The organism is Leeuwenhoekiella sp. ZYFB001 (assembly GCF_011784865.1).
Taxonomy (GTDB): Bacteria; Bacteroidota; Bacteroidia; order Flavobacteriales; family Flavobacteriaceae; genus Leeuwenhoekiella; species Leeuwenhoekiella palythoae.
The window spans coordinates 3,896,358-3,913,671 of record NZ_CP050460.1 but is presented as its reverse complement, the minus strand read 5'-3'; the positions used below and the strand labels follow the sequence as shown (position 1 = coordinate 3,913,671).

Here is a 17,314-nt window from a genome sequence, read left to right as displayed (position 1 = left end):
CATATTAATGCCTCAAGAACTACATAAATATCCTGATGCTTTCTTAAACTATATTATGTGCATGCTATTCTGCTGCACCTATAGCATTGCACAAGAGCAAACCAAATTGGATGGAGTTATACCCAAGATTACCCATTACGATCGAACAGATTTTGAAGGCGATGGACAATTTTGGACTATGACAGAAGACGATGATGGAATTCTTTACTTTGGAAATAATGATGGAGTTATAATCTATGATGGTGAACGATGGCAAAAACTAACCTTACCCAATCACTCTACTGTACGAAGCTTAGTAAAAGACAATAACAATGTCATTCACGTAGGTGGTTACAATGAAATAGGTGTTATAAAAAAAGATAAAAATGGAAACTACTTCTATGCCTCTCAAGTTGACGAATTACAATTAGAAACGGACAACTTAGAAAATTTTTGGCAAGCTCATAATTTTAAGGATGCTATTATATACAGAACATTCAGAGAATTAATAGTAGTTTCAGACAATACCACGACACATATAAAAGCCAATTCTAATTTTTTATATTCAGGGACTGTCAACGGTCACTTATATGTGCAGGATCAAGGTACTGGTATATTTGAATACGATCCTAGCTCTTCTAATTTACAACTACTATTTAAGGCTGATAATTTGTCTTCCTCTATCATAGCGTTCTTACCCACAAAAGTTAAAGAAGAACTAGTGATACTTACCAAGAACGGCGAACTCTATCTTGCCAATCGCGCGACGAAGAAAATAACCTTTATTAAAAGTCTATTTAAAAAAGAACAACAAGAACTAATTCTAACGGCAGTCTCTTTTAAAGATCATTATCTTTTAGGGACTTTATCAAGTAAAATTTTAAAAATCAATCAAAATTTTGAATTAGAAACTACTGACATTAGTTTTTCAAAACTTAACAATTCAACCATTCTTTCTATTTATCCACAAATAGATAAGGATCGTATTTGGGTTTTAATGAATAATGGTATTGATTTTGTCGAGTTCAATTCTCCTATATCTCAACTTTTCGACAGCTCTTCAATATCTGACATGCATATTTTTGAGGGTTATTTATACCTCGCCACAAATACTGGCGTATACTATAGCCTATTTGACATCGACACCTATTCAACAAACGATCTCAACTTCAAAAAAATCCCTGACTTAGAAGGTCAAGCTTGGTCAATTCAACAACTAAATGGTGAAATCTTAGTTGGTCATGATAAAGGACTTTTTCGCTTAACTAATTTTCGACCTAAACGTATTGGTACTATTCATGGCATATGGAAAGTACTAAAACTTAAGGGTTATGATAATACCTTCTTAGCAGCAACATATTCCGGTATTTACCCATTATCTTATAATGATTCTTGGATCATAGGTAATAAAATTAAAGGCTTTGAAGAATCTAGTAGGGACATTCTTCAAATTGATTCGTCTACAAACTTTTGGATCTGTCACGGATATAAAGGTGTTTATAAGCTTAAACTAAATCCAGAATTAACTAGGGTCTTTGCTGTTGAACATTATACTGACCAAAATGGTCTTCAATCCTCATTTAATGTTAATGTAACAGCCTTCGACAAGGATATTATTTTTACTACGAATACAGGAGTTTACACTTTTGACAATGAAAATACCCTGTTTACACCTCACGACTCACTGAATTCAATTTTGAACCCGAAACTTAACACGCGCAAATTGCTACAACATAGCGACAAAGTATGGTTTGTTCAAGATGATGAAGTAGGATATTTTAAGAAAAATGAAGAAAATAAATTACATAAAAACCTTTTCTTAGATTTAAAAGGTTATTTGAATAGAGGAATGGAAAGCATATTACCTCTTGATAATCATCACGTACTTATAGGTGCAACAAATGGTGTGTTTCTATTTGATTTATCAAAGAGAAACTTAAGTTCTGCAAAAACAATCCTTAGAAATGTAAGTTATAAAGAGAAAGGTCAAATTTCTAGTTCTATTGCATTAAAAAATACCGAGCAACTCCCTACAAATATTGAAATGCTTCGGTTTGAATTTGCTGCACCTCGTTTAACCCCATCATCTCAGAAAGAGTTTCAATATATGCTTGACGGCATAGACTCTAATTGGTCGTCTTGGTCGACCAATGCATTTAAAGAATACACGCATCCTGCTCCAGGGTCCTACACTTTTAAGGTTAGAAGTCGCAATTACCTTGGTCAAACTGCAGAAGAAGCCTCTCTGAGTTTTAGTATTCCTCAACCATGGTATAGCACCAGGTTGGCTTACCTTTTATATATACTCAGTTTTATAGTTGCCTTATTTATTACCAGGCGCCTAGTGAATAAAAAAATAGATCGAGAACGACAAAAAGAAAAACTTGCTGCGGCAAAGTCAAAAAAACTTCTCGAGTTAGAAATTGAACAGTTAAAGCTTGAAAAAGACAAAGCCCGTATAAAAAAACATAAGGAACAACTAGAACAAGACAATCTTACAAAAAGTAAAGAATTGGCAAATTACACTATGCTTTTAGTAAAAAAGAAAGAAATATTTACTGATACATTTAATGCTCTAAAAGATTTTAAAAATTCGCTTAAAACCCAAGCAGCACGTAAAAGACTTCAAGAAGTTTTGTTTAATCTGAATCAACATAGAATGGGTGAAGAGTATCTTAATGTCTTTGACGTACATTTTGAAAAAGTACACGAAAACTTTTTTAAAAAACTTAAAGAAATCGATCCCGGAATTTCAAAAAGAGAATTACGCTTATGCGCATTTGTAAAAATGAATCTTACAAACAAGGAAATTGCACCACTATTGAATATTTCCATTCGAGGAGTAGAAACAGCTCGATATCGCGTAAGAAAAAAACTAGATGTAAATGATGAAAACTTTAATAGCTTTTTAGAAAATCTTTCTAAATCGGCAGCCTAAACAATCACTATTTTAAATGCTTATCGAAAATTCTTCAAATTATGGCTAGCTAATGCATATATTACTCCGCTCTTTTTTACCTAAAGTTCTCAATCATTTTGGTGAATTTGTTATACATCAGTGAGTGAGAATTTATAGATTAGGCTTACCAGAAATCCAGAATCATCCCCGATTCAACAGACCCTCACGGCATACGTAGCCCGAAACAGCTTTGCCACTCAAGCAATGCTTCAGGAGGTCCCCTTATAGGTTTTATCAGAAATATAAGGGCATACCAGGCTAAATACTAATCAAAAATGTATTTAAAATCCCTAGCCACTGCAGTTTTAGACGGATATAATAAACGCATCGTGATGATTTGACAGCAAATACATATCGTCCTTAGCCTTTGACTTATATGATTTATAAGAAGAATTAACAATCGCTTTTTGTTGAATTGTAAGATTCCCCAGATTTGAAGATGGCTGAATCACTCTTAAGCATCGTCTAGCAGCCCATCGATAATGGAATACATCACCTGCAATGGAGTAAGAATTAATTCGTTTGCATCTCTATCTAATTTCATCACGGAAACCTAATGAATCTTTAGGCTTGGCACTAACGGCAATATATATCAAAACCACACTTGCCTATTTGAAAGTAGTAATGACTTCTATTTTCAATCGAATATAATTTAGAACTAAACTATTGATGTTTAACAATATCTCTAGCCAAATTATTACTTGAGTTAAGATTAGCTAAATTTTTAAAAGTTAAGAAAGTTTGATCATTCCCACTTATTGCTTTTTAAGATCTTCAATTAAAGATTGATATAGTTTAAAGCGCCAAAAGTCTTTAGCTTGCACATCCTCATCACTAAAAATCGTTTCTGTTTTGCTTACGATCTCTAGGAGCTGAAAAATCGTGGAAACTCTAATAGACAGTACCTTTATAATATCCGATTTATATTTTTTAAAATCTGAATCCCCTGCAAATTTTGCCCTTTTTATTAAATTCAACCTCAAATCATCTGGCTTCTTAGCATTCTTTATTAATTTAAAATCATCAATTGTCTCTGATATAAATTCTGCTATAGACACATTCAATTCTCCAATTTTATCCTTAACTGTTTTTGGCTTAGAGCTGTGCTTAAAAGACAGAATATTTGCTTTTCCTTCATCGGGCTTCAGGGTAATATCGGAGGTATTTAAACTAATTTTATATAATCCGCTAAATTTTACTGCCTCTCTTTTTATTTCATCGTTTGTAAGTTCTAACGCAAAAGAAATTTTACTTTTATCTAAGAATTGATACGTTTCTAAATTTCTAAAAACAACACTTATTTCTGATTCATTTAGATTTAGGCTATCAACCTTAAATTTTTCACCTTGGTTTTCTATTAGATTATGCATTTGTATTAAAGCTACAAACACACTAAATCCAATATTGTAATCCTTATAAACGGCAGAAGAAGTTATCGCTCTGGTATATAGTTTACCTTCCTCATCATAAACTAATCTAAAATTATATTCACGTGTATCGTCTTCTGTTTTTTTCTTTAGTTGATCAAGATTGTACTCAATAAGATCTTCGTAGTTGCTTTTTTTTAAAAAACTCAGATATTTATCAATATCAAAAAATCCATTTAAATAATCCTGCCTTACTGAATATGCTGTCTCAGCATATACCATATCGCTTCTTTCTCTTCTGATTAAATCTTTGTTAGTAACATTTGTGAACTCAAGAATAGCTTGACTATTCTCTGTAATTTTCTTGCACCTAACATTGCATAGCTGGGTATTTACCAAATCCAATTTCGTAACCCTTTCTTCCATAGTCAAAATGTTTTCTATCAGCGTAGTGGCTCCAGGAAGTTCTATAAATTGATTTTTAATTGCTTCAATATTAAAGACGTTAATTAAATCTGACTTATACTCGGATGTTTCTATCAGTTTGACTAAATCCTTAATAAAAATCCCCTGATCGTGATTTGGAAAGCTTTTAATCGAAATTCTTTTTAAAATAGACATAAATAGAAAATTTAAATGAATGACAGGAATAATTCCCCTATTCAGAATTAAATAAATTAGACAACAATTCTTATCAAGTAGGGGGAAGTAAAATTTATTTCGATAAGATAATCAGACAATTATACTAAATATTTTTTTTATCTATAAAAGTATATAATGTAAATACTCGCTCAATTGTATTACTTAAAACAACAAATTATTAAGAACGGATAGTGTTTTTATAGTCACAGGATTTAGAAACCAAAAATGTACAGCTATACGCAGATTAAGTGCTCCATTTTTTAAGTCAAAATATCGTTTCCCGCATCAGCATAGCATACCCTAGGCAAAGCCCACTCAAAGGGCATAATAGAGTACGAAGTTGAAATTATAAATATGCCTATTTAGAAATAGGCTTGTCTGGCCAAAAATCTTTTGGAGAGCATTGGAGTACTTGAGCAAGAGCATTAAGGTGATTAAGATTATATTTTGCTCTTCTGGTTGTAGATTCTACGTGAGAAATAAAGCTATCACTCATACCTAATTTCTGGGAAAGGGCTATTTGAGAAAGGTTTTTCTCTTTCCTTTTTTCTTTAACCCTTTCTATAATATAAGCTTCTATTTTACTAATCACTGTTCCTTCTTACGAAGTACAAGAAGTAAAATAATATATCACCCAACAAAGGTACCTGTACCATTATTAAGTAATTTTTATTATATTTGGTGAAATGCTAAAGAATCATAAGCATTTATAGCTATTGGGTTGCCAACAATCTATTAAGAATATACGGTTACTACGTACACATTTCAATTAATACGGGATTAATTATGTGCTCAAAAATTAAATCACGTTTCGAATTATTTAAAGAAGGTTGCCCTTACTCCTTCAAGGCCATCTATACCCAACACCATCAGCAGATCTATTGGATGGGACGGAGTTTGATCAAAGATGTCTTTGTGGTAGAAACCTTGGTACAGGACACTTTTCTCACCCTATGGGAAAAACGCGAAAGCATCGAGTCTCCCCAACATCTGGTCAATTTTCTATACACCGTCATTTCTAATGAATGCAAATGGTATTATGCACGGCCAAAAAATCAGTTTAATCGGGAGTGTTATGCTTTAGAAAAGATTAACAACTACCAAACTTTTATGCTGGGATATGATCCCACAGCGGTAGACACCCATAGAGAAGACCAACAACAGCAGCAGAGGGAGTATGAGCAGGTGGTTAAGGTGTTACCCCTTTTGGGTGGGCAACGCCAACGCCTTATCGAGCTTTGCTTGCAACACGGTTTTAAATACAAAACCATTTCCGAGCAGCTGGGCATCAGCATCAAAGAAACCAGTAATACACTCCAGCACACCATCGAAGAGATTAAAAACATCCTGCACCAAGGCTATGTACTCCAACCTCAGGAAACTAAGCCAATACAAAACGAAGTAGGCCAAATGACCGCACAGGAAGCCCGGGTATTAGAACTGCGTTGTGAGCAGCACTATTCATTTGCGCAGATCGCCAACGAACTCCAACTTTCTCAAAAGGAAGTACACCGCGCCTTTACCACAGCTTATAAGCTCTTACAGCAGCACGAACATTTACAATCCGCTTGATGATGAAAAATAAGACCTTAAGCCTTACCCGCAAGATCCAACTCAAGGTAGACCTGCCTACCTACGAAGAGCGTAAAGAAGCGATTGGTAAACTCTACCAATGGCAAAACCGCTGCTTTAAAGCGGCCAACATCATCGTTACCCATTTATACTGCCAGGAAATGATCAAGGAGTTCTTTTACCTGACCGAAGACATCCAGTACAAACTGGCCGATCAAAAGAAAGAGGATAACGGCATCCTTAACCGTTCGCGCATCAATACGACCTACCGGGTGATCGCAGACCGTTTTAAAGGGGAGATCCCGATGGAGATCTTGTCCAACCTCAATCGCAACCTCGAAAGCAGTTTCAACAAAAACAAACCCAAATACTGGAGGGGCGAACGCTCCCTCAAAAATTTCAGGAGGGACATTGGTTTTCCGTTTCCTGCGCGCTGTATGTGGGGCTTCAAGCACGACCCGGAGCGCAATGCTTTTTGCTTTCGCTTATTTCAAATTCCATTTTGCACCTATCTAGGCAGGGACTTCTCCGATAAGCGGGACCTTTTGCATCGGGCGGTAAACGGGGAGGTGCGCCTACGCACCTCAGAGATTAAGTTGACCGATACAAAGATCTTTTGGTTGGCGGTATTCGATATCGAACAAGAACAGCACACATTAAAACCGGAGGTGATTGCAGAAGCTTCCTTATCCCTAGAACATCCCATCAGCGTCAAAGTAGGCAGTAATCGTTTAAATATCGGGACCAAAGAAGAATTTTTGTACCGCCGCTTGGCCATCCAAGCCGCGCGGAAGCGTGCTTTAGCAGGAACAGCAAATTCCCGCGGCGGACACGGCCGCACCCGCAAGCTTAAGGCGGTAGAAAAATATAAGTACAAAGAAACCAAGTATGTTAATCAGCGCTTACACGTTTACAGTAGAAGACTCATTGACTTTTGTGTCAAACACCAAGCCGGTACCCTGATCTTAATAAATCAGGAAGCCAAGATCGAAGCAGCTCATAAAAATCAATTCGTCCTGAGAAACTGGAACTATTACGAACTCATTAAAAAAATAGAATACAAAGCCAAAAAAGCGGGTATTGAGCTAGTGATAGGGTGACAAAAAATCCATCCCCTGCCCCTTCCTTAAAAGGAAGGGAAAAAAAGCAAGCCTAAATTGAATGAAATTTAAAACAAATTCGAGGGTGCTTGTACACCCGCAATGTGAGGCCGCTGGCACTCACCAAATGCAGGAAGCATATACAACGGCGTGGTCATCCAGGTTTTGATGAATAGAATACAAAAAGAAAACCGATATACATACCATATTTTAAATGACCTTTAAGGTCAGAGGGTACTTGTATACCCGTAGGGTGAGGCTCATGCGCTCACTAAATATCCTAAGGATATGTACAATGGCGTGAGTTAGTTATCTATAACATTACTTTAAAATAGACCTATCAAAAAATATTGAATGAATATAATGGAGGGTGCTTGTACACCCCTAGGGTGAGTAATACAAAGCAATCACTAAATGTTTAAAATCTATACAATGGACGTGAGCGAACTATCCATTTAAAAGGTTGAATTATATGCTCAGAACAAACTTATTCATCTACCTAAATTTCCGCTCAACATACTTGGGTTGCTCTTCTTCCTTTTGGTTAAAAAGTCGATCCAATAGCGCTTTGGTCGGTTTGGTTTGTTCGGTTTCAATTCTTCGTAATATAGCTTCCACCCCATCCATTCGTTTATTAATTAATGATTCCAATCGTTGTTTTGAATCATCAAAAGGCTCAAATGGATTGATAGAATTCTGCTCAAAAAAGTCTAAAATAGCCTCTAAGGTTTCTGTATAATTGGCATCATTTGCTATGGCGTACTTTTTAAAACGCTCAACTGTCTCGGTGTGAAAATTTATTCGGGAAAATCGTTTACTCATAACTAGATTTTTAAGGATTAGGATAATCAATCGCCCTGTTTATAAGGGTTTAGGAGCGTTTCACGGAAAATTACCACAAAGCAGTTGTTTTCAATACTTTACGAGATTCACACAACTCACTTAAAAACAGTTATTTATAAATAAAAATGAGCTATATAACCTCGCGCAGCGGGTTATCCTCTTGCTTCTCATTTTTGTCCGCTTCGCTACTCAAAATGATAACTTTTACACCCTAAGTTATCAATTAAAATCCGCATTAATTTTGATGTCAAATGCTTTCAAATTTTATGGAGGATAAAAACCATTTACTTGGTATATCTGGAGCGTTTTTCTTGAAGTTTGATAGAAAAACAGAAGCTCCACATCAGATAGATTTCAATATCCGCTCAAACGAAAAATAGCTGCTTCTAAGCATCCATTTACTTTCCATAGAGCCATCGCGTTTCCTTTTCGATTACCTCCATTTAAAATTTAGTATTGAGGAAAGCTTTTATAAAAAGAGCGACAACGGAGCCTGATTATGCAAAGCGTCTCAAACTAAATTTTTGTTCTTTCAAGAAAAGGAAATGAGCGTTTGAAAAAAGTGTGTTGGTAGTATTTTGAGTTTGACTCAGCCTCTTTTTGAGCAATCATTTTAAAGTGCACTTGAATCAAGCGAACGTAATCCCTTTTTCCGGGATTGGGTTCAAGATTTTGAATGAACCTCTTTTACCGTAATGAAGCTTTTTTGCGGAATGGAGGGAAATGGGGTGAATTCATCTTACTAGAAATTATCATTTTAAGATTTTTTACATTTAAATAAACAGCTAGTAATACAGTCCTAATCTTTAAAATTTTAATCTCAAATTGTGCTCACTTTAAATTTCGGACTATCAAATCCTCACTTAATAGAATAAATTCGAGATAGAATCATAAAAAATAAAGTTCAAGTCGAAAAAGAGCACTTGTAATTTTACAGAAAGTATAGTTGTAGTTTTCAAAACAGGAAAATTGAAACTTGCAGATTAGAAGTAATTGATTATAATATTGGGTATTGACTTGCGGTATACTATTTTGAAAGATATGGAATGAAGTGTGTCAAACAAATTATTCTTTATTTTTCAGATTTTGCGTTGCTCTATCATATGCCCAATTCACAATTTCTCCTGAGAGAATCAAACTGATTGCTTTATCAATAATAGGAAGAGGTACAACAAACCATTCTCTGGGTGTTATCCTTCGCCCTTTTGCATCGTGAATATCTACATTTAAACAAACTTCCGAAAAAAAACGATGAACTAAATGTTCAAACTTTTGAGCATTTAGGTTATAGGTTTTATAGGATGATACAATATCAACGTCTGCTAAAAGATATGTAGGCTCTTTAGAAGCATTTTTTATTCGGTGATTTACTGGGGTTGTAGAATACCCTATTTTGTATAGGTCTTTTTTATTGGCTATTTCAGGATGAGAAGATTTTGATTTTAAAATATAAATCCAACCTGTTTCCTGATCTTCTTCATTAACCGAATTGGCATTATTGAATAGTTCAGATTCATCTGTGTCAGAACTATGAGTAACAACTTGACCATTATTATAAAGCTGCTTTGCTAGCGACCTGTAAAGCATATTACTTTTTGTGCTATTCTCAAAAATTATTCGGGTTCTACCATCTTTGCGGATTCTTTTTCCCGAAGGAAGTGTTTTGTCAAATGTTTCAATATTTGCTTTCTCCAACAATAACAAAACACCGTCTAAAATATAGTATGCACCTTCTTGAAGGTTGTCTTCTTTGAACTGTACAAGTTGTCTTTTTCCCTGCCTTAAGTCTTGATGTACTTTTTTAAATAAAGGCTCGTAGGGTTTAAACTCTTCCTTCTTTATTGGTTTTCTTCGAGCTACATAATCTGCCTCTGTTCTTTGGCTAGTAACATTCTTAAGTTTAAAAATGTCTAAGGTTTCATCTGTTTCTAAAATACCTAAATCATCATCATTTAAAATATCATCAACCGATTTTATTTCTTCTCTGCTGTTTAATAAATTATATGTGTCATATTCTCTAAGGATTTCATTTTTTTTAGAATCCTCTCTTAAAGCCTTTAATCTTGACAAGAGTTTAAATTCGGTTACATTAGTAGCTTGAGGTTCACGGTTATTCTTTTCAAAAAAAGACGTGATTTCTTGAAATGATTCAATTAAGCGTTCATCTTCTGTTTTTACATTAGAGTTCTTAGGCTTGGAATCTAAAATTCCAAACTCATCATCATTAAAAATATCCTCAATGCTTAGCTTTTTCTTACTCATTTTGAGCTGCTGCCTTTTTTCTTTTTAATTCTTTTAAAAACAGTATCGCTTCTGCAAGCCGTCTTACTTGTGGATCTATAGCTTGAATACTAGGTTGCTCACCTGTGCGTTCGATCCAGCTTTTAATTTTAGGCCATAATAGTATAGCCTCCTCTTCAGTCATTTGAATTCGGGTAGCATCTATAGTTTCTTGAATAGCTTTAAAAACCGAAGCTGTAACCGATTTAGAAAGGATCTCAAAGGCTTTCTGAAATGGATTTATTGTATCTATCAAATCAATATGAATGTCTTCAATATTTACAAAGCTGTCTGCCATCCGAATAAAGCGTTTATCTCCAACTTCTTCAATAGTGCCGTTTTTAATAACTGAATCTACTACAATATGTTGCCGTACCTCTTCAACTTGTTCATCTGTTAAATCTGGATAGGTTTCTTTAATGATTTTAGGAATTAGCACCTTATTTATAACCTCTGGATCTACATTACCAGGCATTGCCTTTATCATTTGATCATCCTGCATAACCTTTGCCTTTAGGTCGTTTATGTCTGATTCAATGATATCTTTAGTGCGTTGTGAACTTGGAGTTTTAAATCCATTTATTCTTATTGTTTTGTCGTCATCCTCAGATTCATCCTCATCTTCTTCAGGGAATTTTGATTTAAATTTGAAATTTGGTGCTAATACCTGCTCCATTAATAGGGATGCAGTAATAGCTTTTAGCATATTGTTAACTGCAACTTTCACTTCCCCATCACCTGCATCAGGCTGTGCTATTAAATTTGTAAATTGTGCGTGTGATTTGTTTTCGCTGTCTCGTGTTGCTCTACCTATAATTTGTATAATCTCGGTTAATGAGCCTCTATAACCCACGGTAAGGGCATGCTCGCAATACGGCCAATCAAAACCTTCTTTGGCCATCCCTAAAGCAATAATGATATCTATATCATCAACAGATTTGATTTGTCTTAGGTAATTCTGGATTTTGTCCCTGTCCTTTTGATTGTCGTGAACAAGATCTGCCACCTTTAATAATTTTCCAGATTTTTTACTTTTCACATAAAGAACTCCCGTTTCCGAATCTTGATATTCCAGTTCTCCTAAGCTGTCAATAATATGATTTACTTCTTCGTATTTTTGCTTAGTTGATTCACCTGAATTTACAGATGGGATATGAACTATAGTCTTTTTATTTTCATCAAGTATTTCATCTATTGCAGATGTATAACGACCTTGATAAAAATGATAGCCAATACCTAAGGATTTTAGGTATTCATAACCATTAAGCTGTTCATAATAATCATATTTGACTTTTATAAACTTACGTTCATCTTCGGGTAATAGGACGGGAACACTATCTCCTCTAAAATAGGATCCAGTCATAGCTATAACGTGTGCAGTAGATTTTTCTAGTATTGCTCTTAAAACCTCTCCTAGGCGGTTATCGGCATCTGCTGAAACGTGATGAAATTCATCAATTGCTATTACAGTTTCATTTAAAGCCTTTTCATCAATACCATCAAAAGCAAAACGAAATGTAGCATGGGTACAGATAAGAATCTGTTCTTCACTTTCTAAAAACTGCGCAAAAGCTTTTACCTTATTTTTTTCACCTCCGGGTGTACAAAGGTTGTATTTGGGGTTAGGAATCCAATCAGCAAAAAAACCGTATTTCTTTAATTCTGTTTTTGCAAATGAGCTGCCTATAGATCGTTCAGGAACTGCAACGATGACTTTTTTTAGATCTTGATTGATTAATTTATCCAAGCCAATAAACATTAAAGCCCTTGACTTACCAGAAGCGGGTGGGGCTTTTATAAGCAAATGCTGCGCAGAGCGGGCGTCAAAAGCTCTTTGCTGCATTTCTCGCATCCCTAATTCATTGGTCTTTTTGCTTTTACCCGTTTGACCGTAAGTAACGTGGACTAAATCTGGCATTTTATTTTTTATTTTTCTGCATTTAAAAATAACAAATATTAAATAAACCCTTTGTTCATAGGGGTTTGCATATTTTATTTTTAAAGTTATTTTTAATTTATTTTTTTTTAGGTAGGCTATAAGTTCTATTTTTTCTTCCTCCTGATGTCAGTAGTTTTTCGTTCTTAGCTAATCTGTAAACGGCTTTCTGTATATCATCTTCAGGAACTTCTGACAACCTTGCTTTTATTTCGGCCAATTTACTTTCTCCATTATATTTTATATCTTCAACAATTAGTGCTTCTAGTTTATAAGGCTCAATAGTTTTTAGAGATGGTAAAATATCTAGTTTGGCTTGAGCAAAAAGATCTGGGTTTAATAAATATTCCGTGCCTTTTTTTATTCCTTGGGTAATAATTATATTATGATCGAGTAATCCAGAAATCCAAGTTCTCATTTTATCCTCTTGATTCAATTGCAGTTTATTTGCTAATTGAGTAGTTAAAATCTTTTTTTCTGTTGCTATTATGCCTAAGGCTATATACTCTTTTTGCGATAAATTAAAATGCTTATCGATATAATCTAATATTGATACAGCTTCAGGATTTATGGTTCCAGAATATATAGTGACAGCAACTTTTGAGAAATCATTTTCTATTTCGGGCAAAGGTTTTGCATCTCGGGCTAATTTTTCAAAAACTAGATCATAACCAGAACCTTCACCTTCCATCAATTTTAAATCAGAAAGTATTTTTATTAAATGAGGATTTCTTCTGTGTCGTTCGTGTAAAATATTTTGGTTAGTAATACCTAAAGGCAAGCCTCCAGGATTTGTTATCACAAGTCTATCTGTATATACTTGGATAAAAATATCTCCAGAGATTGTCAGCTTCTTATGTGCAATTGCATTAATAAGAAGTTCTCTTATTACTTCCTTCGGGTATTGCCTAATGTTTTTTCTGAATAAACCATCTGGTAATTCAGTGCTATAAGTTAATTCAACAGCTTCTTTTTCTATCTCTAATAGTAATTCTTTTGGGTTGTGTTGGTGGAAATGCCAATCTACTTTCCTAATTTTCTCTTCTCTATCATTATATACAATGTATTGCACTGTAATTGGATAACTCAAACGAGCTCTTTGGGCAGGATTACCCAACCATAGTACTCCCATATTTGTTAAATATCCTTCAGGACTCACTAACTGATAGAATTCTAAAATTTCGAAAGGTTCTTTTTGCTTTATAAAATCAGAAACTTTATCTGAATTTTGAATACCTGAAAGAAATGCTGTTACTTGTTTGGGATCTGCTTGATCGAGAGTAATTTTTTGTACAACTATAATCTCCCATTGATAGGCTGTTTTTTCAGATGCTAAGTGCGTTAACTCGTCACTACTGACAGGGAAGCAATTGTCTGAAATACGAATAAATACTTTACCGGTAGAAGTTGTTGCTATAGTTCTAGTAGATGGTAAAATACGAATGCTAAAATATTCGCTACCATTTTTGTGTTTAATAATATCTTGGTTAACAATACCAACCCCATCAGTTAAGTCTCTTAGCTGTTTGATAACTTTATTAGCGGCTTCCTGATCTATTTTTTGTTTACTAGGGGGTTCACTTTCTTTATCTTCTATACCAATAATAATTTCTCCACCTTGAGCATTTGCAAAACAAACACAAGTTTCAGCTAATGATTTAAGATCTGCTTGCTTGCCAAAAACCTTGCGTAAACTTTTGTAGTCTTTATTTTTATCTTCTACCATTATGCTTTTTTACTTTTTCGTTTCTTCTTTGGTTTTTCCAACAAGGTATTTTTATTAATCATCTTCTCATACTCCTTAAACAAGTATTCTAAACGCTCAGTATCATTTTCAAACGGCTTTAATCGATAACAACGCTCGATAGCTAAATCTAATTGATGGTGTGCTTCTCTTAAACCTTTAGGCATTTTATCTGGGTCATATAATTGTGCTAATGTCTTACCAGAATATTTTTCACGTTCTTCTAAAACTGCAAATACGTGTAAATTGATTTGTTCTTTTTGTTTAAGGGATATATTTGGGAAGGGAAAAGTATGATAAGAAAAAAAAGAAGAATATCTGTAATCAGATTTCAACCTACCCGCTGTTACCTTAACCCAGGCCATATGCATTTTGGAATTTATTACACCAAAAATATATGGTTCCGCATCAAAAATTACCTGAGCTGAATCTGCAATTACTGTATCTAAATCCATAAAACCTATGGGAATATATTCACGTCTAATTGAAGAAACCCTTGGAATTAATAATTGTGATATATTTGGTTCATTCGCAAATTCAAATCTATGTGGAGAATTTGCCTTATTCCGAGCATTGTTGCCACCTGCTAATCTAACTGTTCTTACTTTTTCAATTCTATTCTTAATTTGATTAATTTTTACAGCCTCATTTAAATCCTCATCATTAATCCATAAACACCATCTTTGATTTCCCCTTATAAATTCACTTGATCCAATAAATTTTCTAATGAATATTTCCGAATTTGGAGCTTCAAATAACAGTTGCTCTTTTTCATTGTGATCTAAAATCAAATTCCCTCCATCCAAAGGTTTATTTCCTGATGTCATTTTGGGTAGTTGCGAAATAGGTTTTGTACTCTTAAATACGATGATATTTTTACCATCAACTAAATAAGCATTGATATTTTGAGCTAATTTCTTTATTTCATTCGAGAAAAGATATTTAGGTTTATTTGATACCTTTCTTATTCCTATAATAGAACATATAACTCCAGCATTACCTTTTGCGTTATTAGTCCATTTGAAATCTTTATGGGCAAAAAATATTTCTAGACCTTTATTAAAAATTAATGGCCAAATCATTTCTACTTGCGTTCCTTGATTAACCGAATTGGTAGAAACAAAAGCGTATTTTTGATTGGTATCTATAAATAGAGCTGCTTTGTAAAACCAACAAGAAATATAATCTTGTTTTTTATAGTTGGAACCTCCTTTAAATACAAATGCCATATCATTTTTTTGTTCAGTATCTTGCATACTTGAACCCAAATAAGGTGGATTTCCTAAAATATAAATTTCATCATCTTTCTTTTTAGGACAGGTATCTTCCCAATTTAAACGTGTGGCATTCCCTTGTGTAATATTACCAGCTTCTTTTAAAGGTAGAATAGGTTTAGCTCTACCAAAATCGTGAAGCTCATCTACAAACTCTTTATTCATTTGGTGCTCCGCAAGCCATAATGATAAAATTGCCATTTCGTGGGCAAAATCATCTAACTCAATACCGTAAAACTGAGAGAGTTTGATTTCTGTAAACCAAAGTTGCGTTTGTTTACCGTTAAAATTCATTTTAGACTGTGGAGCGTCTGAAATGATTTGATGACCATCTTTGGTAAAGTAAATTCTAGATTGGCTGGGATTGTAAGAATCTGGCTCGGCAATACCCGTTATTTCTTTAATTATTTCTATCTCCAGACGGCGTAATTCTTTATAAGCAATAATTAGAAAGTTTCCACTACCACAAGCAGGATCAAAAATTTTAATCTTCGATATTCTAAAAATTAATTCACGTAGCTTTCTGTCATTACCTCGATGCTTTTCTAATTCTTCATAAAGCTCATTTAAAAATAAAGGCTCAATAACCTTCATAATGTTTGGTACTGAGGTGTAATGCATACCCAAACCACTACGATAAGCAGGATTTACAACTGCCTGTATCATCGATCCAAAAATATCTGGATTGATCTCACTCCAGTCCAAATCACCGCATTCTAAAATTATTTTACGGGCTTCCTTTGTAAACATTGGAGAAACAATAGTATCTCTAAATAGACCACCGTTTACATAAGGGAACTCTTCAAAGTGTGCTGCTTCTTGAGAGTTGTTTTCGGTATTTAAAATCTTAAATAGTTTATCTAAAAACCAATTGACATCAGAGCCATCTTCTTTAGTGTGTTGAGCAAGTGTATCTGTGAACATTCCCTCAACAGGAAAAATGCCCGTGTCTTCCGCAAAAAAACAAAAAAGTAAACGTGATAAGAAAATGTTTAAGTTATGACCACCATCATTATAAATGTTAGCGTTTTCTGTTACCAGAATATCATAGAGCTTAGCCATTTTATAGGAAGCCTTTCTATCAGCATAATTCTCATTTTTTTGAGAATACTTTTCTTGTCCTGCCCAGGGTAAAAAGAAACCAAAGTGCTTGTAAATTTCAAGAATGGTAGTGTCCAGAGTTTGACCGGTACGAATATCCTTTGCTAATAGCGTTTTATAGTCTGTTACAATTACAAAGCGAGGATTGTGCTTTAAGGAATCAGGGTCTTTAGTTAATTCATCAATTGTATTTAATAGTGAACCAGAAGCCACTTCTTTAAAAAGCATTTTACTTTTATAAAGTACCTCGCCTTTAACTTTAGATAAATTGAAATCACCCTTTTTTAAACGAGTAATTGATGTTTTAGAAATCCCGTAGGCTTTTAATAAATCAAAAATAAATTCTTCTTTCTCAAAGTTTTCAACTAGAGCCGTTACGTTTTTTTCTATTTGAGATGCGTTCATATAAGTAAACTGGAAATACGTTTATTAATGAGAGTAATATAATTTTAATTTATCTGAAACAGAAACTATGAAACTTATAATAGTTTTTAATATTTCAAAATAAAGCCAATTA

General features: G+C 34.0%; 10 protein-coding genes. 3 read left to right on the top strand and 7 right to left on the bottom strand.

From position 1 onward, the window contains the following. The first annotated feature begins 7 nt into the window (after positions 1–7). A complete protein-coding gene (locus HCN54_RS16815) occupies positions 8–2,917 on the top strand; it encodes a triple tyrosine motif-containing protein (protein WP_167598709.1) in 2,910 nt (969 codons plus the stop codon). 776 nt (positions 2,918–3,693) lie between these two features. On the opposite strand, the gene HCN54_RS16810 is transcribed toward HCN54_RS16815, so the two are convergent. Continuing rightward, positions 3,694–4,926 (bottom strand): hypothetical protein, encoded by a 1,233-nt coding sequence (locus HCN54_RS16810; RefSeq protein WP_167598708.1) that lies wholly within the window; start codon positions 4,924–4,926, stop codon positions 3,694–3,696. 379 nt (positions 4,927–5,305) lie between these two features. Next, positions 5,306–5,539 (bottom strand): helix-turn-helix domain-containing protein, encoded by a 234-nt coding sequence (locus HCN54_RS16805; RefSeq protein ID WP_205881694.1) that lies wholly within the window; start codon positions 5,537–5,539, stop codon positions 5,306–5,308. Between the two features lie 194 nt (positions 5,540–5,733). Here HCN54_RS16805 and HCN54_RS16800 point away from each other — a divergent pair, with 194 nt between their 5' ends. Together HCN54_RS16800 and HCN54_RS16795 are read left to right on the top strand one after the other, a co-directional pair. Further along, positions 5,734–6,519: an RNA polymerase sigma factor gene (locus tag HCN54_RS16800; protein ID WP_167598707.1), complete on the top strand. Its 786-nt coding sequence runs from the start codon at positions 5,734–5,736 to the stop codon at positions 6,517–6,519. Positions 6,520–6,521: 2 nt separating this feature from the next. Beyond that, positions 6,522–7,619: a hypothetical protein gene (locus HCN54_RS16795; protein WP_167598950.1), complete on the top strand. Its 1,098-nt coding sequence runs from the start codon at positions 6,522–6,524 to the stop codon at positions 7,617–7,619. A 495-nt stretch (positions 7,620–8,114) separates the two neighbouring features. Here the strand turns inward: HCN54_RS16795 and HCN54_RS16790 are convergent, their stop codons facing one another. From HCN54_RS16790 to HCN54_RS16770, 5 genes are all read right to left on the bottom strand, one after another. Continuing rightward, on the bottom strand, positions 8,115–8,441 hold the full coding sequence (locus HCN54_RS16790; RefSeq protein ID WP_167598706.1) for a BfmA/BtgA family mobilization protein: 327 nt from the start codon (positions 8,439–8,441) through the stop codon (positions 8,115–8,117). Between the two features lie 1,086 nt (positions 8,442–9,527). Then, the gene (locus tag HCN54_RS16785) at positions 9,528–10,724 is read right to left on the bottom strand and encodes a GIY-YIG nuclease family protein (RefSeq protein WP_167598705.1); all 1,197 of its coding nucleotides are present in this window, start codon (positions 10,722–10,724) and stop codon (positions 9,528–9,530) included. Beyond that, positions 10,717–12,660, bottom strand: coding sequence for a DEAD/DEAH box helicase (locus HCN54_RS16780; RefSeq protein ID WP_167598704.1), 1,944 nt, complete (start codon positions 12,658–12,660; stop codon positions 10,717–10,719). Before HCN54_RS16780 ends, HCN54_RS16785 begins: the two co-directional genes overlap by 8 nt. 97 nt (positions 12,661–12,757) lie before the next feature. After that, on the bottom strand, positions 12,758–14,404 hold the full coding sequence (locus tag HCN54_RS16775; protein WP_167598703.1) for an ATP-binding protein: 1,647 nt from the start codon (positions 14,402–14,404) through the stop codon (positions 12,758–12,760). Then, positions 14,404–17,202, bottom strand: coding sequence for a class I SAM-dependent DNA methyltransferase (locus tag HCN54_RS16770; protein ID WP_167598702.1), 2,799 nt, complete (start codon positions 17,200–17,202; stop codon positions 14,404–14,406). Before HCN54_RS16770 ends, HCN54_RS16775 begins: the two co-directional genes overlap by 1 nt. Between the last annotated feature and the right edge of the window lie 112 nt (positions 17,203–17,314).